Source organism: Sphingopyxis sp. (assembly GCF_019459305.1).
In the GTDB taxonomy this organism is placed as follows: Bacteria; Pseudomonadota; Alphaproteobacteria; order Sphingomonadales; family Sphingomonadaceae; genus Sphingopyxis.
Map to the genome: position 1 here is coordinate 1 of NZ_JAIBES010000038.1, position 17,184 is coordinate 17,184.

12 protein-coding genes are annotated in these 17,184 nt (G+C 65.3%); 8 read left to right on the forward strand and 4 right to left on the reverse strand.

The window, feature by feature from the left end; all coding sequences use genetic code 11:
- Positions 1–129: 129 nt before the first annotated feature.
- On the forward strand, positions 130–3,618 hold the full coding sequence (gene dnaE, locus K0M74_RS04160) for a DNA polymerase III subunit alpha (RefSeq protein ID WP_293968388.1): 3,489 nt from the start codon (positions 130–132) through the stop codon (positions 3,616–3,618).
- 79 nt (positions 3,619–3,697) lie between these two features.
- Positions 3,698–5,296 (forward strand): long-chain fatty acid--CoA ligase, encoded by a 1,599-nt coding sequence (locus tag K0M74_RS04165; protein ID WP_293968408.1) that lies wholly within the window; start codon positions 3,698–3,700, stop codon positions 5,294–5,296.
- Positions 5,297–5,415: 119 nt separating this feature from the next.
- On the opposite strand, the gene K0M74_RS04170 is transcribed toward K0M74_RS04165, so the two are convergent.
- The 4 genes from K0M74_RS04170 to K0M74_RS04185 form a co-directional block, all read right to left on the reverse strand.
- Positions 5,416–6,477, reverse strand: a complete 1,062-nt coding sequence (locus K0M74_RS04170; RefSeq protein WP_293968410.1) for a PA0069 family radical SAM protein — start codon at positions 6,475–6,477, stop codon at positions 5,416–5,418.
- A 174-nt stretch (positions 6,478–6,651) separates the two neighbouring features.
- A complete protein-coding gene (gene moaB, locus K0M74_RS04175) occupies positions 6,652–7,176 on the reverse strand; it encodes a molybdenum cofactor biosynthesis protein B (RefSeq protein WP_293968390.1) in 525 nt (174 codons plus the stop codon).
- Entirely contained in the window at positions 7,166–8,932 is a 1,767-nt protein-coding gene (locus K0M74_RS04180) for a lytic transglycosylase domain-containing protein (RefSeq protein WP_293968392.1), read from the reverse strand. Before K0M74_RS04180 ends, moaB begins: the two co-directional genes overlap by 11 nt.
- 3 nt (positions 8,933–8,935) lie before the next feature.
- On the reverse strand, positions 8,936–9,724 hold the full coding sequence (locus tag K0M74_RS04185; RefSeq protein WP_293968394.1) for a uracil-DNA glycosylase family protein: 789 nt from the start codon (positions 9,722–9,724) through the stop codon (positions 8,936–8,938).
- A 120-nt stretch (positions 9,725–9,844) separates the two neighbouring features.
- Here K0M74_RS04185 and K0M74_RS04190 point away from each other — a divergent pair, with 120 nt between their 5' ends.
- The 6 genes from K0M74_RS04190 to K0M74_RS04215 are packed head-to-tail and all read left to right on the forward strand — an operon-like array spanning position 9,845 to position 17,032.
- Positions 9,845–11,500: an electron transfer flavoprotein-ubiquinone oxidoreductase gene (locus K0M74_RS04190; RefSeq protein ID WP_293968396.1), complete on the forward strand. Its 1,656-nt coding sequence runs from the start codon at positions 9,845–9,847 to the stop codon at positions 11,498–11,500.
- A gap of 28 nt (positions 11,501–11,528) precedes the next feature.
- Entirely contained in the window at positions 11,529–13,154 is a 1,626-nt protein-coding gene (locus K0M74_RS04195) for a hypothetical protein (RefSeq protein ID WP_293968398.1), read from the forward strand.
- Complete coding sequence (locus K0M74_RS04200; protein ID WP_293968400.1) at positions 13,151–14,002, forward strand: 4-(cytidine 5'-diphospho)-2-C-methyl-D-erythritol kinase; 852 nt, start codon at positions 13,151–13,153, stop codon at positions 14,000–14,002. Before K0M74_RS04195 ends, K0M74_RS04200 begins: the two co-directional genes overlap by 4 nt.
- Positions 13,999–14,730, forward strand: coding sequence for an N-formylglutamate amidohydrolase (locus K0M74_RS04205; RefSeq protein ID WP_293968402.1), 732 nt, complete (start codon positions 13,999–14,001; stop codon positions 14,728–14,730). The genes K0M74_RS04200 and K0M74_RS04205 overlap by 4 nt, the downstream gene beginning before the upstream one ends.
- Positions 14,731–14,789: 59 nt before the next feature.
- Positions 14,790–16,646 (forward strand): dihydroxy-acid dehydratase, encoded by a 1,857-nt coding sequence (gene ilvD, locus K0M74_RS04210; RefSeq protein ID WP_293968404.1) that lies wholly within the window; start codon positions 14,790–14,792, stop codon positions 16,644–16,646.
- On the forward strand, positions 16,646–17,032 hold the full coding sequence (locus tag K0M74_RS04215; RefSeq protein WP_293968406.1) for a hypothetical protein: 387 nt from the start codon (positions 16,646–16,648) through the stop codon (positions 17,030–17,032). Before ilvD ends, K0M74_RS04215 begins: the two co-directional genes overlap by 1 nt.
- Positions 17,033–17,184 lie beyond the last annotated feature (152 nt).

A 17,184-nucleotide genomic window follows, 5' to 3' on the forward strand; every position in this document is an offset into this window, starting at 1 on the left:
CCCGCCCCCCCGCTAGGGGGGGGCCGAAAAGCGCCCTTCCCCCCCCCCCCCCGCGCCCCCGCCTGCGGGGGGGCGACGATTATTATTCGGGCCTTCCCCGAATCGGCACATATGCCTAGCGTCGCTCGTATGGCCTACAGCCCCTTTGTCCCCCTGCGCGTCTTTTCCAGCTACACGATGCTCGAAGGGGCGATCGAGCCGAAGGCGATTGCCAAGGCGGCGCGCGATCGCGGGTTTCCGGCGATCGCGATCTGCGACCGCAACGGGCTGTACGGCGCGATGGCGTTTGGCGATGCGTGCAAGGCGGCGGGGGTGCAACCGATCGTCGGGGCGCTGCTCAGCGTCGCGCGGCCGGGGCAGCGGCTGGCGAACGGCGCGCCGCAGATCGACTGGTTGGCGCTCTATGCGCAGGACGAGACGGGATATGGTAATCTGTGCGCGCTGGTGTCGCACGCGCATCTGGGCCGCCCGGTCGAGATGGACCCGCACGTCACGCTGGCGGACATGGCGGGGCGGACCGACGGGCTGATCTGCCTGACCGCGGGCGGCGAGGGCGCGCTGACGCGCTTGCTGGCGGGCGAGCAGACAGTCGCGGCGAATGATTATATCGAGGAGTTGGAGGCGCTGTTCGCCGGGCGGCTCTATATCGAACTTTCGCGCCGCGGCGACGCGGCCGAGATCGCCGCTGAAAAGGTGCTGATCGACCTCGCCTATGCGCGCGCGCTGCCGCTGGTGGCGACGAACCCGGCGAGCTTTGTCGAACCGCAATTCCACCCCGCGCACGACGCCATGCTCTGTATCGCGCAATCGGCCTATGTCGAAAGCACCGACCGCCGCGTGAGCAGTCCCGAGGCGTGGCTGAAGCCCGCCGAGGCGATGGAGGATGCGTTTTCGGACCTGCCCGAGGCGATGCGCAACAGCCTGGTAGTCGCGCAGCGCTGCGCGTTCATGGCGCCGAACCGCGCCCCGATCCTGCCGAGCCTCGCGGGTGATCGCGAGGCCGAGGCGGCGCAGCTGGCGCGCGACGCGCGTGAAGGGCTTGACGCGCGGCTGGCGCTCTATGCCGAGCTGTCGGACGAGGAGCGCCAGACCTATATCGACCGGCTCGATTTTGAGGTCGGGGTGATCACCCAGATGGGCTTCCCCGGCTACTTCCTGATCGTGGCCGACTTCATAAAATGGGCGAAGGCGCAGGATATTCCGGTCGGGCCGGGGCGCGGTTCGGGCGCGGGTTCGGTGGTCGCGTGGGCGCTGACGATCACCGATCTCGATCCGCTCAAGCTGGGGTTGCTGTTCGAACGCTTCCTCAACCCCGAGCGCGTGTCGATGCCCGACTTCGACATCGATTTCTGCGAAACGCGGCGCGGCGAAGTCATTCGCTATGTGCAGGAAAAATATGGCCGCGACACCGTCGCGCAGATCATCACCTTTGGTAAGCTGAAAGCGCGCGCGGTGCTGAAGGACACCGGGCGCGTGCTCCAGATGAGCTATGGCCAAGTCGACCGGCTGGCGAAGCTGGTGCCGAACCATCCGACCGATCCGTGGACGCTTGAGCGCGCATTGAACGGCGTGTCCGAGCTGATGACCGAATATAAGCAGGACGACGGGGTGCGCCGCCTGTTCGACATGGCGCGCCAGTTGGAAGGCCTGCCACGTCATAGTTCGACACACGCCGCCGGGGTGGTGATCGGCGACCGCCCGCTCGACCAGCTGGTGCCGCTCTATCGCGACCCGCGCTCGGACATGCCGGTGACGCAGTTCGACATGAAATATGTCGAGAGCGCTGGGCTGGTGAAGTTCGACTTTCTCGGGCTCAAGACGCTGTCGGTGCTGAAAGAGGCGCGGCGCCTGCTCGCGCTGCGCGGCATCGACGTCGATCTTGATACGCTCGCGTGGGAAGATCCGGCGGTCTATGAACTGCTCCAGCGCGGTGAGACGGTCGGGGTGTTCCAGCTGGAATCCGAAGGGATGCGGCGCACGCTGTCGGCGGTGAAACCGACCAATTTCGGCGACATCATCGCGCTCGTCGCGCTCTATCGCCCCGGACCGATGGACAATATCCCGCTGTTCGGGGCGCGCAAGAACGGGCGCGAGGCGATCGCCTATCCGCACCCGCTGCTCGAGGGCATTCTCGCCGAAACCTATGGCATCTTTGTCTATCAGGAACAGGTGATGCAGGCGGCGCAGATCCTGGCGGGCTACAGCCTCGGCGGCGCCGACCTGCTCCGCCGCGCGATGGGCAAGAAGGTTCAGGCCGAAATGGACGCGCAGCGCGACACCTTTGTCAAAGGGTGCGGCGAGCATAACCAGATCGCGCCGAAGGCGGCGAACGAGCTGTTCGATTTGATCGATAAATTTGCGGGCTATGGCTTCAACAAGAGCCACGCGGCGGCCTATGCGTTGCTGTCGTATCAGACAGCCTGGCTGAAGGCGCATTATCCGCACGAGTTTTTCGCCGCATCGATGTCGTTCGACAGTCACCAGACCGACAAATTGTCGATCTTTATCGACGATATGCGCCGGTCGGGCATTGCGGTGGCGCCGCCGTCGATCAACGAGAGCGAGGCCGATTTTTCGGTCGGGCAGAGCGGCGACGAACTGACGGTGCGCTTTGCGCTGGGCGCGCTGAAAGGGGTCGGCGAGCGGGCGATGGAGGCGCTGGTCGCCGAGCGCCAGGCGAAGGGCGATTTTGCCAGCCTCGATGATTTTGCGAACCGGATCGACCCCAAGCTGCTCAACCGGCGGCAGATTGAAGCGCTGGCGGGGGCGGGGGCGTTCGACAGTATCGAGCCCAATCGTCCGCGCGCCTATGCCGGGGCCGAAAGCCTGCTCGCCTGTGCCAACAGCTCGGCGCACGAGCGATCGACCGGGCAGGGCGGGCTGTTCGGCGGCGACATCGACGTCGCGCCGGTGCTGCAATTGCCGACCGCCGAACCGTGGACACTCGCCGAGCGAATGACGCGCGAAAAAGAGGCGTTCGGATTCTACTTCTCGTCGCATCCGGTCGAGCAATATGAGGCGATCGTCGCGGCGCGCGGGGCGCGAACTTACGGCGACATCTGTTCGCAGGTCGAAATGACGCCGGGGACGCGGATCCCGATGATGATGGCGGGGATGGTTGAAAACGCCAAGGCGCGGGTGTCGCAGCGCGGGAACCGGTTCCTCAATCTGACGCTGTCCGACCGCAGCGGGCAATTCCAGTCGAGTTGTTTCGACGAACAGACTTGCAAGCTGCTGGAAACGCTGGCGGTCGATGGCGGCTGTGCGATCCTGTCAGTCGAGCTCGACCTGCTCGAAGGAGAAGAAACGCCGCGCGTGACGGTGCGCGGCGCGCAGCCGCTGGCGGAGATTGCGGCGACCGCGGCGCTGGAGCTGAAGTGCCGCGTGGCGCTGCCCGAAGCAATCGCTGACATGGCGCGCCTGCTGGAAAAACGCGACGATGCGCGCGGCAAGGTGATGGTCGTGGCGGACGACCCCGACACCGGCGGCGAGATCAGGATATGCCTGGGGCGCCGCTTCGCGCTCGGCCCCGATGTTGTCTCGCGGCTCGAAACCGTCGCCGGGATAAGCGAAACCGCGCTGTCGCTGGTGACGCCGCGCGATTTTCGGGTGCGCTGATCCCGCTTCACGCTTGCGTAAAGCGCCGTCCTCGCCTTATCCCTTGGGGAAACAAGAGAGGAATGCCCAAATGTCCGGAATGCAGAGCCAGCCGCTGCTGGTCACCAGCCTGATCGACCATGCTGCGCGCGAACATGCGGGGCGCGAAATCGTCTCGCGCTGGGCCGATGGCAGTTTGACGCGATCGAATTGGGGCGAGGTCGGGCAGGATGCGCGGCGGTTTGCCGCGGCGATGGTCAAGCTGGGGATGCAGAAGGGCGATCGCATCGCGACGCTGGCGATGAACCATGGCCATCATCTGGTCAGCTGGTACGGCAGTGCGGGCATGGGCGGCGTGCTGCACACGGTCAACCCGCGGCTGTTCGACGAGCAGCTGGTCTATATCATCAACCATGCCGAGGACCGCGTGCTGCTGTTCGACGCGATGTTTCTGCCGATCGTCGAGCGGCTGCGCAGCCAGTTGCCGACGGTGGAGCATTTCATATTGTTCGATTCACCGAAGCAGGACGGCTATTTGTCGTACCGCGACCTGATCGATGCAGAGGACGGCAGTTTCGAATGGGTCGAGCTCGACGAGCGCGACCCGGTCGGGCTTTGCTACACGAGCGGCACGACGGGAAATCCCAAGGGCGTGCTGTACGAGCATCGCTCGAACGTCATCCACGCGATCACCGAAATTCAGCCCGACGTGTTCGACATGTCGAACCGCAGCGTGATTCTGCCGATCGTGCCGATGTTCCATGCCAACAGCTGGGGCATCCCTTTTGCCGCGGCGACGGTGGGGGCGAAGCTGGTCTTTTCGGCGACCAACGACGCGGCGGTGCTGTGCGACCTGATGCATAGCGAAGGCGTGACGCACAGCGCCGGGGTGCCGACGGTGTGGATCGCGATGTTCGCGCATATGGACGCGACGGGAATCGACTATGGCAAGCTGCACCGCGTCATCATCGGCGGATCGGCTTGCCCTCGGGCGATGATCGAACGCTTTATGAAGGCGGGGATCGACGTTGGCCATGCGTGGGGGATGACCGAGACCAGCCCGATCGGGACGATGGGCAAGCGGCCGTGGAACTGGGACGAGATGAGTTTCGACGAGCGCGTCAATGTGGTGGCGCGGCAAGGCTGTCCGCCGTTCGGGGTCGAGCTGCGCATCGTTGACGACGAAGGCAATGAATTGCCGCGCGACGGCGTGACGAGCGGGCGGCTGCAATGCCGCGGGCCGTGGATCATCCAGCGTTATTTCCGGGCCGACAGCGATGCCGCGGATGCCGACGGCTGGTTCGATACGGGCGACGTGTCGGTGATCCATCCCGATGGCGTCATGCAGATCACCGACCGGGCGAAGGATGTGATCAAGTCGGGCGGCGAATGGATTTCGTCAATCGAACTGGAAAATGCCGCGGTGGGTGCGCCGGGGGTGCAGGAAGCCGCGGCGGTCGGGGTTTATCACCCGAAGTGGGACGAGCGGCCTATCCTGCTGATCGTGAAGAAACCAGGGGCCGAGGTGAGCGAGGCGAGCATCGTCGAATATCTGCAGGACAAGATCGCCAAATGGTGGCTGCCTGACGAGATCGTGTTTGTTGACGAGTTGCCGCATACGGCGACGGGGAAGATTTTGAAGCGGAAGATCCGGGACGACTATAAGGATTATAAGCTGAAGTCGCTGGCCGAGGCATAATTGCCTGCAATCTCTCGTCATTGCGAGCGAAGCGCAGCAATCTAGGGACGGCGTAAACCGCTATGGATTGCTACGCTTCGCTCGCAATGACAGATTGTGCATTGGGCGACGGTTTGGATTCAAAACAGCTCCATCTGACCATCCCGCTCAGGCGGTCTGAATAAATCCGAGCGCAGCGGCGGAAAGCTGCGATCCATGCCATGCTCCCGCGCAGCGCGTTTCACGCGGGTGCGGATCAGTTGGGCCCAGACGCCCTGGCCCTTCATGCGGGTGAAGAATCCGGAGTCATTGTCGCGGCCGCCGCGGATGTCCTGCACCATGTGCATCACCTTGTCGGCGCGGTCGGGATAGTGCGCGGCGAGCCACGCGCGGAACAAGGGCGCGACTTCGTAGGGCAGGCGCATTAGGATGTAGGAGGCGCGGATCGCGCCTGTCTGTGCACCGGCGGCCATGATCGCTTCGATCTCGTGATCGGTGATCGCGGGGATGATCGGCGAGATATTGACCTGCGTCGGTACCCCGGCATCGATTAGCTGGCGGATCGCGGCAAGGCGGCGCTTGGGATGCGGGGCGCGCGGTTCGAGCGTGCGCGCGACTGCCGGGTCGAGCGTCGTGACCGAGATAGCGACGCCGACCAGATTGTCGCGCGCCATGTCGGCGAGCAGGTCGATGTCGCGGAGCAGGCGATCGGACTTGGTGGTGATGAGCAGCGGGTGGCGCGTCTCGGCGAGCACCTCGATCACCGAGCGTGTGATTCCCCATTCGCGCTCGATCGGCTGGTAACCATCGGTATTGGTGCCGATCGCGAGCGGAGCAGGAGTGTAGCCGCGCTTTGCGAGTTCGGCGCGTAGTAGCTTGGCCGCGTCGGGCTTGGCGAACAGGCGGCTTTCGAAGTCGAGTCCGGGCGAAAGATCGTGAAAGGCGTGGGTCGGACGCGCGTAACAATAGATGCAGCCATGCTCGCAGCCGCGATAGGGATTGATCGAGCGGTCGAAGCCGATGTCGGGGGAGGTGTTGCGCGCGATGATCGTTTTGGGATGTTCGACGGTGACGGTCGTTCGCAGCGGCGGTGGGGCGTCGTCGATCAATTCGGCGGCGTCGAGCCAGTCGCCGTCGGGCTCACGGTCGAGCGATCCGGTGCGCGTCGGGCGCGGGTTGGCGGGAGCGCCGCGACCGCAGATTGGGGGGAGGGGTTTGGTGGGTTTCACGGAAAGAGTTTATCTGTTTAACGAGAACAAATAAAGAACAAATATGCGTCGCCCCCGCGAAGGCGGGGGCCGCCATCGGCCTACTCGACGCCGCTGGGTTGAACAGTCTAGCGGCCCCCGCTTTTGCGGAGGAGACGGTTTTCCTGGTTATTCCATCAACCGCGGCATTAGTTCCACAAAATTGCACGGCTTGTGACGGCTATCGAGCTGGGTTTCCAAAATGCCTTCCCACGCATCGGTGACCGCGCCGGTCGATCCCGGCAGCGCAAAGATATAGGTACCACGCGCGACAACGGCGCAGGCGCGAGACTGGATCGTCGAGGTGCCGATCGTCTGATAGCTGAGCCAGCGGAACAGCTCGCCGAAGCCGGGAATGTCCTTGCCATCGAGCCGATGCAGCGCCTCGGGGGTCACGTCGCGGCCGGTCAGGCCGGTGCCGCCAGTGGTGATGACGACATCGACCTCGGGGTCGTCGATCCAGTTGTGGAGGCGCGAAACGATCAGCGATGTCTCGTCTTTGATGATCGCGCGCGCTGCGAGGATGTGGCCTGCGGCAGTCAGCAGTTCTTCGAGCTTGTCGCCCGAGCGGTCTTCGGCAGCGCTGCGGCTGTCGGAAATCGTCAGCAACGCGATCCGGACCGGTTTGAGGGTCAGGCTTTCGTCAATCGGCATTGGCCAAACCGCCCGCATAGGTCAGCCGGGTGCGGTCCTTGCCGTCAGGAAAGCGCGGCCATTTGCCCTGCGCCAGCGCGGCGCGGCTGACCGACGGTTTTCCCTGCTGCGCCTCGTACATCCAGTAATTGCGCAGCACGATGCCGACATAGCCGCGCGTTTCCCAATAGGGGATCGATTCCATGTAGAGCAGCGGGTCGCCATTATCGCGGATTTCGGACTGCCAGCGCGCGATCGGGGCGGGGCCGGCGTTGTACGCGGCGATCACCTTGGGCAGCTGGCCGCCGGTCGAGGCGTCGCGCGCGAGATATTGCAGATAGCTTTGCCCCATGTCCATGTTGACCGCGGGGATCGACAGGTCGCGCGTGTCGATGGTGTCGCCGCGCCAGCGCGCGACGTCGCGTGCCGTGCCGGGACGCACTTGCATCAATCCCTTGGCGCCCGCCGGGCTGACCACGGCGCGCTGAAAGCGCGATTCCTGCAAGGTGTGGGCAAAGACGAGCGCCGGATCGACCTTCCACCCGCCATTGGGTTCCCATTTGGGCTGCGGATAGCGGGCCTGCGCGGCGGGCTTGCGCCCCTGCGGCGTGTTATGCGCGAGATAGAGCTGCGTTTCGGGAAGACTGAGCGCGCCCGCCATGGCGAGCAATTGCTCGTGCTGCCGCATATCGCCGATCCGCGCCTGATGGCGGAGGACTGCATCGGCATATTTGTCTTCGCCGATTTCGGCGAGCGCCATCGCTGCGCGGACGTTGGGCAGGTTTTCGAGCGCGCGCCAGGCGGAGCGGTCGGGGCGGACCAGTTCGCGCTGGCTGTTCGCCGCGACGCCGAGCGTTTCGACCGCGAGCATCCCGTAGAAGGTTTCTTCGTTGGCGGCGGCGGAGCGCAGGCGCGACTGCACCGCAGCGGGCTGACCGGCGGCGATGGCGGCGCGGGCGGCCCAATAATAGGCCGCGGCGCGCAATTCGCTGTCGGGGGCTTCGCGCGACACGCGGTCGAAGGCGACGAGCGCGGTGGGATAATCGTGCAGGCGCCATGCGGCGAGACCCTGCACCCACGCGCCCTGCGTCGCCCAGCTGCTGCGGCCCGAGGTACAGGCGAGCGCCACGCGCAGCGCGTTCGCATCGTCATTTTCGATATAATAGGACCAAGCGACCTTTTGCCGCCATTCGTCGCGCGCTTCGGGGGTCAGCCGGTCGGCGACCGCGTTGAGCAAGGCTTCGGCGCCCGCGGGGTCGTCGTTCTTGATGCGGTCGGGGATGGTGCGGGTCAGCGCGGCGGCGACGGGGTCGCTGCTGACCGCGTCGGCGCCCAGACGGCGGGGGGCGCTGCCGGCCCAGGCAAGGCGGGCTTGCGAGGGGAGCGAGGGCAGGTCGGTGGCGCCGCGTTTGGTGGCGAGGCGGCCGAGCTGTTCGGCCTGCGGCAGATAGGGCGAGCGCGACAGGATCGGCAGGATGTCGGCGACTTCGGCGCGCGGGCTGTTCGGTGCGGTCAGCAGTTCGGCGCGCAGGAAATCGGTGAGCGGGCCGTTGTCCGAGCTATCGAGAAGTGCCTTTGCGTCGGCCCAGCGCTGGCCGCGGATCGCGGTGAGCACCTGCGTATAAAGCTGTTTCTGTTTCGACGATAAAATGTCGGGCACGGTTTGCGGGGCCGCCGCGACGTCGCGGCTGCTGGCATCGGCCGCCATGGCGGGCATTGCCGCAGCGGCTGCCGCCAAAATCGCGCCGGAAAGAAAAGTCCTGGTCATCATGTTCATCTGTCAACGTCCCCGGTTGAGCAGTTTCAGGCTGTCCCATGCCGCCGCCTTTTGCGCGGGCCGGGCTAGGAGCATCGCAGGATGCGCCACAGCCACCGTCTCCACCTTGCCGCCATCTTGGTTAATATTCAGTAACTTCCCGCGTGATTCGGGCAATTCGCTCGCTGCCGCTATCCGCACGATGTCGCTGCCGATCAGCAGTAGCCGTTTGGGGTTCGCGAGCCGCAGGTGATGCCAAAGCAGTCGGTCGAGTTCGGCGGCCTCGGCGCCGTCGCAGCGGCCGCCCGCGGGGCGGGTGACCGCGAGGCTGGCAACATAACAGGCATCGCGCGTCGTCCCGATGGCGCGCAGCATTGCATCGAGCAACTGGCCCGCGGCGCCGGTCAACAACGCGCCGTCGCGCTGGTCCTCGATTTCGGGCCAGGCGGTGAGCAGCATCAGCGGCGCTGCTGTCTGGCCGACCGGCAATATGCGGCGAGCGTCCCACTGGCTGCCCGGGACATCGTCGCTCGTCGCCAGCCAGTGCTGAAATTCGTCCCACGCGTCGGGAAAGACGACCGGTCCCTTGGCTTCGACCGGTTGCGGTGCTTCCTGACGCTGCAAAATGGCGGGCAGGGGAGTGGCTTCGGGTTCGGGGGCGATGGTAGGTTTGTGCCTCGGTGCCGCAGCGTCATTTGCCGGTGGCAGGACGAGCCAACCCGCCGGTTCCTCACCAACGAGCGCATCGACGCCCGCCAGCGACCACCAGTCGCTTATGCTTTCCGCTAGCTTGGCTGAATATTGCCCACCCATGTGATTTATCCAAACAGCCTGTTGACGGACACGTCAATTGGCGGGCATCGCATTTCGTGACAGAATGAGCGCCGCTTACGATGAACGATCGGCGCCGGGACGGCAGAAAGGGTAAGCCAAGTGAGCGAACGGGAATCGATGCCCTATGACGTGGTCATCGTCGGTGCTGGGCCGGCGGGACTTTCAGCGGCGATCCGCTTCAAACAATTGGCGAGTGAATCGGGCAGCGAGCTGTCGGTCTGTATTCTGGAAAAAGGGTCCGAGGTCGGCGCGCATATCCTGTCGGGCGCGGTGATCGATCCCAAATCGCTCGATGAACTCCTGCCCGAATGGCGGACCCAAGGCTGTCCGATGGCCCAGGTGCCGGTTAACGACAACCAGCATTGGGTGCTGACCAAGACCAAGAAGATCGGGGTGCCGCACATCATCACCCCCGGCTTCATGCACAACAAGGGCACTTACACGGGCAGCCTGGGCAATCTGTGCCGCTGGCTTGCCGAGCAGGCTGAGGGGCTCGGGGTCGAAATTTTCCCCGGCTTTCCCGCCGCGGAAATTCTCTACAATGACGATGGCTCGGTCAAAGGCGTCGCGACCGGCGACATGGGCGTCGCGCGCGACGGCAGCCATAAGGCGGATTATGCGCCGGGACTGGAACTTCACGCCAAATATACCTTCTTTGGCGAAGGCGTGCGCGGGCATCTGACCAAGATCCTGAAGCCGCAATTCGCGCTCGACGCCGATTGCGAGCCGCAGGTTTACGGGCTGGGCGTCAAGGAATTGTGGGACGTCAAGCCCGAGAACCATGCCGAGGGCCGGGTGATCCACACGCAGGGCTGGCCGCTCGACGAACATGCCAATGGCGGCGGCTTCCTCTATCATCAGGCGAACGGACAGGTCGCGCTGGGTTTCGTGACCTGGCTCAATTACCGTAATCCGCACATCTCCCCGTTCCAGGAGATGCAGAAGTGGAAGACGCATCCCGAGATCGCGAAGATTTTGAAGGGCGGCAAGCGCGTGTCCTATGGCGCGCGCGCGATCAGCGACGGCGGCTATCAGTCGGTGCCGAAGCTGGCGTTCCCCGGCGGCGCGCTCATCGGCGACAGCGCCGGTTTCCTGAACGTGCCGCGCATCAAGGGCACCCACACCGCGATGAAATCGGGGATGATGGCGGCCGAAGCAGCGTTCGCGGCGGTGACTGCGGGACGCGGCAGCGACACGCTCGATGCCTATCAGGCGGCCTATGACGACAGCTGGGTCAAGAAAGAGCTGAGCGTCGTGCGCAACGTGCTGCCGCTCGTCGAAAAATGGGGCGACCTGGGCGGGACGATCCTGTCTGGGATCACGATGTGGCTGGAAACGCTCAAGATCAAAGTTCCGTTCACGATGAAGCATCATCCGGACAATGAAAGCCTGTACCGCGCCGACATGATGCCGAAGCCCGATTATCCGAAGCCCGACGGGGTGCTGACCTTTGACCGTCTGTCGTCGGTGTTCGTGTCGAACACCAACCATGAGGAAGACCAGCCGGTCCATTTGCAGCTGAAAGACCCGTCGATACCGGTGGCGTACAACTTGCCGTTGTATGATGAACCTGCGCAGCGCTACTGCCCGGCGGGGGTTTACGAGATCGTCGGCGAGGAAGAGGGCGATCCCAAATTCGTGATCAACGCGCAGAACTGCGTCCATTGCAAGACGTGCGACATCAAGGATCCGACCCAGAATATCAACTGGGTCACCCCCGAAGGCGGGGGAGGCCCCAATTACCCGAATATGTAAATTCGCGCGGGGTTTTCTGGCCGTTGGCGTGCTCACCGCGGCTTGTCCGGTGCAGGCCGCCGACGATGGGGGCGCGGCGCTGAACGCGCTGGTGCGGGCGCGGCTGGCCGAAGCGGGGGGTGAGCCGGCGGCGGCGCTGGCGGCGCTGACCGATGTGTCGAGCCTGGCGCCTGGCCTGCCAGGGGTGCGCGGGCGGATATTGGAACAGGCGATCGAAGCGGGCGACCTCGCCGCCGCGCGCACTGCGGCGTTGCAGCTCTGGACCGCTGGCGACCGCCGATTCGACGCGCAGTTGGTTCTGCTGGTCGATGCGATGCGGCGGTCGGACTGGAAAGCTGCGCGCGATATGATGTCGGGGCGCGGCGACAAGACGGGCGCCGACACGATCGCACGGCTGATCCTGCCGACGGTCAACGCGTGGATCGACGTGGGTGCGCGCGAAAAGCAGCCCGAACGGCATTTGCTGGACGTCAGCGGCCGGACGCGTCCCGAACCGGCGCTGACCTTGCAGGTCGCGCTGGTCCAGCTGGCAACCAAGCGCGCCGATGAATCAGCGGTGCTGACCGACGAGATAGTCTTGACTGACCGGACGAGCCAGCTGGTCGGGCTGCGGTTGGCGGCGACGCTCGACAAGGAGGGGCAGGTCGATGCGGCGCAGCGGCTGCGCGGGCGGATCGCGCTGGCGGCGGGGCAGCGCGAGGATCCGATGCTGTTGCTGCCCGATCAGCCGGTCACGACGCCACATGCCGGGGTGGCGCAGTGGCTGGGATTGCTCGCCGATGGGCTGGCGCGGGTGCCGAACGGCAATACGAAACTGCCGTTGCTGTTTTCGCGCGCCGCCTTTTGGCTCAACGATGCGGATTGGGCGGTGCGCGCGACGTTGGCCGAGGCGCTCGACCGCAACGGCCAGCGCGATGCAGCGGCGGCGTTGCTCGACAGCGGGCGCGCCGGACTGCCGCCGGTGCTGGCGATGCGGCGCGCCGAATTGCTGGCCGATGGTGGCGATCTGGCAGGCGCAGCGAAGCTGGCTGAAACGGCGGCGGCGGGTAATGCGCCGCGTAGCCTGCTCGTGCGGTTGGCCGATATTGCGCGGCGCTCGGACGATCCGAAGGCCGCTGCGCACGCTTATGAACGGCTGGAGGCGGCGCTGGGGGAGGACGAGGGCGACCAGATCCTGCGCGGCTCGTTGTTGATCGCGCGCGCGGAGTTGCTGTTGCGGGCGGATGAATGGGATGCCGCGGCGCCGCTGATGGAACGTGCGGTGGCGCTGCGCCCGAACGATGCCGCGGTGCTGAACTTCGCGGGCTATTCGGCGCTCGAACGGCGCAAGGATGTCAAGCTGTCGCTGGCGCGGATCGAGGCGGCGTGGGCGCAGGAGCCGCAAAATGCGAGCATCACCGATTCGCTCGGCTGGGCCTATTTCCTGACCGGGCGCACCGACGATGCGGTCGAGTTGCTCGAAAAGGCGCAGCGCGGCGAGCCAGTCAATGCGGTGATCGTTGAGCATCTGGGTGATGCCTATTGGCAGGCGGGGCGCAAATTCGAGGCGCGGTACAAATGGCGCGCCGCGGCGCTGGTCGCCGAGGCCGAGATGGCGACGCGGCTGGCGGCAAAGCTGCGCGACGGGCTGACCGCGGCGACGACGGCGCCATGAGCGAGGTGATGCAGGAAACGGGCTGGGCGAAGATCAACCTGGCGCTGCACGTGCGGGCGCGGCGGAGCGATGGATATCATGAGATTGAAACTCTGTTTGCCTTTGTCGATGGCGGCGACGGGATTGTCGCCGAGGTGGCGGAGGCGGATCGGCTGACGATCGTTGGAGAGTTTGCCGAGGGGCTCAGCGCGGGTGGCGACAATCTGGTCTTGCAGGTGCTCACCTTGCTGCGCGCGCGCTATGGCGCCGAACGGGTTCCGCCGCTGGCGGTGACATTGACCAAGGCCTTGCCCGTGGCGGCGGGGGTCGGCGGCGGGTCAGCCGATGCGGCGGCGACGGCGCGGCTGGTGCGGAGGCATTTCCTGCCCGAACTGGGCGATGCGGTGCTGGCGCGGATCATCAGCCCGCTTGGGGCCGATATTGCCGCGTGCGTGGCGAGTGCGACTTGCTTGGGGGTCGGGGTTGGCGAGGAATTGAGCGCCGTACCGGAACTGCGGCTGGGCGGGACGCCGGTGCTGCTGGTCAATCCCTGCCAGCCGGTTGCGACGGGGCCGGTGTTTGCGGCGTGGGACGGAATCGACCGCGGGGAATTGTTCGGCGATCCGGCGGGGCGGGCGCAGTTGCTGGCGGCGCGCAATGATTTGCAGCGTCCCGCGACGGCGCAGTGTCCGGCGATTGCCGATGTGCTGCTCGAACTCGGCGCGCTGCGGCCGTGGCTGGCGCGGATGTCGGGATCGGGCGCGACTTGTTTTGCCTTGTTCGATGCGGCTGCTGAGCGCGACGCAGCGGCGGTTTCGCTGGCGCAGAGTCATCCGCACTGGTGGCAAATGGCGGGCGCGCTGCGATGAGCGAGGCGTCGCGCCAGTTGGGGACGCCGCGCACGGGCGGCATCTTGCTGATCGCGGATCATGCGTCGAACCATGTCCCCGATGACATCGATCTGGGGATCGATGCGGCGCTGCTGACCAACCATATCGCGATCGATATCGGGGTGGCCGAGGTGGCGGAGTTGCTGGTCGAGAGCGGTGCCGTCGACGCGGCGATTCTGGGTGGGGTGTCGCGGCTGGTGGTCGATTGCAACCGCGAGGAGGAGGCGCCGGGGGTGCTGCCGATCGCGAGCGACGGGCATGCGGTGCCGGGCAATGCGCTGGACGACGCAGGCCGCGAGGCGCGGCTTGAGCGATTCTTCCGGCCCTATCACGCGCATATTGCGGCGACGATTGCCGCCCATCGCCCTGCGATGATCCTGTCGCTGCACAGCTTTACCCCGTCGCTGGCGTCGCATCCAGAGCAGGTGCGGCCATGGCATGTCGGGGTGCTGTACAATGAGGACGACCGGCTGGCTGCGGCGGCGATCGCAGCGCTGGCGGCCGAGGGGCTTAATGTTGGCGACCAGCTGCCCTATTCGGGCAAGCTGCTCAACGCGACAATGAACCGCCATGCCGAGGGCAATGCCATTCCCTATGTCGGGATCGAGATGCGGCAGGATCTGGTCGGCGATGCCGCGGATCAGGCGCAGTTTGCCGCGCGGCTGGCGCGAATGTGCCAGAAAGTGGCGTTGAACATTGCGGGCTAGGCGTGTAGAGGCGCTTTCTCTCTCAATAAATTGTAATATTATTTCTAGGAAAACAGAAAATGCCTTCTTATCGTTCGCGCACGACCACGCATGGCCGCAATCAGGCGGGTGCCCGCGGGCTGTGGCGCGCGACGGGGATGAAGGACGGCGATTTCGGCAAGCCGATCATCGCGGTGGTCAACAGCTTCACCCAGTTCGTCCCCGGCCATGTCCATCTGAAAGACCTGGGCCAGATGGTCGCGCGCGAGATCGAGGCGGTCGGCGGGGTTGCCAAGGAATTCAACACGATCGCGGTCGATGACGGGATCGCGATGGGTCACGACGGGATGCTCTATTCGCTTCCCAGCCGCGACCTGATCGCCGACTCGGTCGAATATATGGTCAACGCGCATTGCGCCGACGCGATGGTGTGCATTTCGAACTGCGACAAGATCACGCCCGGCATGCTCATGGCGGCGCTGCGGATCAATATCCCTGTGGTGTTCGTGTCGGGCGGGCCGATGGAGGCCGGCAAGGTTGTGCTGAAGGGCAAGACCGTCGCGCTCGATCTGGTCGATGCGATGGTTGCTGCGGCGGATGAAAAATACAGCGATGAGGAAGTGCTGGCGATCGAGCAGGCGGCGTGCCCGACCTGCGGGTCGTGTTCGGGGATGTTAACCGCCAACTCGATGAACTGCCTGACCGAAGCGCTGGGACTGTCGTTGCCGGGCAATGGTTCGACGCTCGCGACCCACGCCGACCGCAAGGAATTGTTCCTGCGCGCCGGGCGGATCGTCGTCGAGATGTGCAAGCGGCATTATGAGGAGGACGACGATAGTGTCCTGCCGCGCAATATTGCGACCTTTGAGGCGTTCGAGAATGCGATGAGCCTCGACATCGCGATGGGCGGGTCGACCAACACGGTGCTGCATCTGCTTGCGGCGGCGTTCGAAGCGGGGGTCGATTTCACCATGAGCGACATCGACCGGCTGTCGCGCCGCGTGCCATGCCTGTCAAAGGTCGCACCTGCGAAGAGCGACGTGCATATGGAGGATGTCCACCGCGCCGGCGGGATCATGGCGATCCTTGGCCAGCTCGAGCGCGCGGGCTTGCTCCACGCGCATCTGCCCACGGTACACAGCGCGACGTTGGGCGATGCGCTGAACAAATGGGATATTTCGCGCACGAATGATCCTGACGTGCAGAAATTCTTCATGGCGGCGCCGGGCGGGGTGCCGACGCAGGTGGCATTCAGCCAGGAACGGCGCTGGGAATCGCTTGATCTCGATCGTGAAACCGGCGTGATCCGTTCGGCAAGCCATGCGTTCAGCCAGGACGGCGGGCTCGCGGTGTTGTCGGGCAATCTGGCGATCGATGGCTGCATCGTGAAAACCGCCGGGGTCGATGAAGCGATCCTGAAATTTTCGGGTCCGGCCAAGGTGTTCGAAAGTCAGGATGCGTCGGTTGCGGGCATCCTGACCGGGCAGGTCGTTGCGGGTGACGTGGTGGTCATCCGTTACGAGGGACCGAAGGGCGGGCCGGGGATGCAGGAAATGCTCTATCCAACCAGCTATCTGAAATCGAAGGGACTGGGCGCGGCGTGCGCGCTCGTCACCGACGGGCGCTTTTCGGGCGGTACTTCGGGCCTGTCGATCGGCCATGCCTCACCCGAAGCCGCCGAGGGCGGCCTGATCGGGCTGGTCGAAGACGGCGATTTGATCGAGATCGATATTCCGACCCGCACGATCAATCTTGCCGTACCCGATGCCGAGCTGGCGGCACGGCGGGCGGCGATGGAGGCGAAGGGCGATGCCGCCTGGCAACCCGCCAAGCCGCGCCCGCGCAAGGTGTCTGTCGCGCTGCAAGCCTATGCCGCGATGACGACGAGCGCCGCGCGCGGCGCGGTGCGCGACATGTCGCAGCTGAAGGGCAAGTAGTGCGGAAGCTGGGGGGAATTGCGGGGTTCCTGGTGCTCGCGGCATGCGGCGGCGCGCCCGAGAATGGCGATCTCGCCGAAGCCGAAGCGCGCGGGTCGCGCGAGGCGGCGGCAAGCGGGCATATAGAATGCGCGCTGGAGGGCGCCAAGCCGTTCGACCGCACCTGCACCGTCGAGGAGATGAGCGGTGTGGATGGGACGGTGCTGGTCGTCGGGCGGCCGAACGTCGGCTATCGCCGCTTGCAGATCACGACGGACGGGCGCGGGGTCGTGTCGGCGGATGGGGCTGAGCCTGCGAAGGTGACGATTGTCGGCGACGGCATGATCGAGGTTGCGATTGGGGGCGATCGCTATCGGTTGCCGGCGAATACGGGCGGCGCGAATTGAATTAGGCCGTCGCCCCCGCGAAGGCGGGCCGTTGGCCACCTTTCTCTTCACCGCTGCGTAAACCGACTGCGGCCCCCGCCGTCGCGGGGGCGGCGGGCTAATTCAATTGGCGCCGCCCGTATTAGCCGGCAACCGCTAGCGATCGCCCCCAA

Coding starts and splice junctions, on each gene's coding strand:
- dnaE (WP_293968388.1), top strand. CDS start 130: ATGGCCTACAGCCCCTTTGTCCCCCTGCGCGTCTTTTCCAGCTACACG.
- ilvD (WP_293968404.1), top strand. CDS start 14,790: ATGCCTTCTTATCGTTCGCGCACGACCACGCATGGCCGCAATCAGGCG.
- moaB (WP_293968390.1), bottom strand. CDS start 7,176: ATGCCGATTGACGAAAGCCTGACCCTCAAACCGGTCCGGATCGCGTTG.
- K0M74_RS04200 (WP_293968400.1), top strand. CDS start 13,151: ATGAGCGAGGTGATGCAGGAAACGGGCTGGGCGAAGATCAACCTGGCG.
- K0M74_RS04165 (WP_293968408.1), top strand. CDS start 3,698: ATGCAGAGCCAGCCGCTGCTGGTCACCAGCCTGATCGACCATGCTGCG.
- K0M74_RS04185 (WP_293968394.1), bottom strand. CDS start 9,724: ATGGGTGGGCAATATTCAGCCAAGCTAGCGGAAAGCATAAGCGACTGG.
- K0M74_RS04180 (WP_293968392.1), bottom strand. CDS start 8,932: ATGAACATGATGACCAGGACTTTTCTTTCCGGCGCGATTTTGGCGGCA.
- K0M74_RS04205 (WP_293968402.1), top strand. CDS start 13,999: ATGAGCGAGGCGTCGCGCCAGTTGGGGACGCCGCGCACGGGCGGCATC.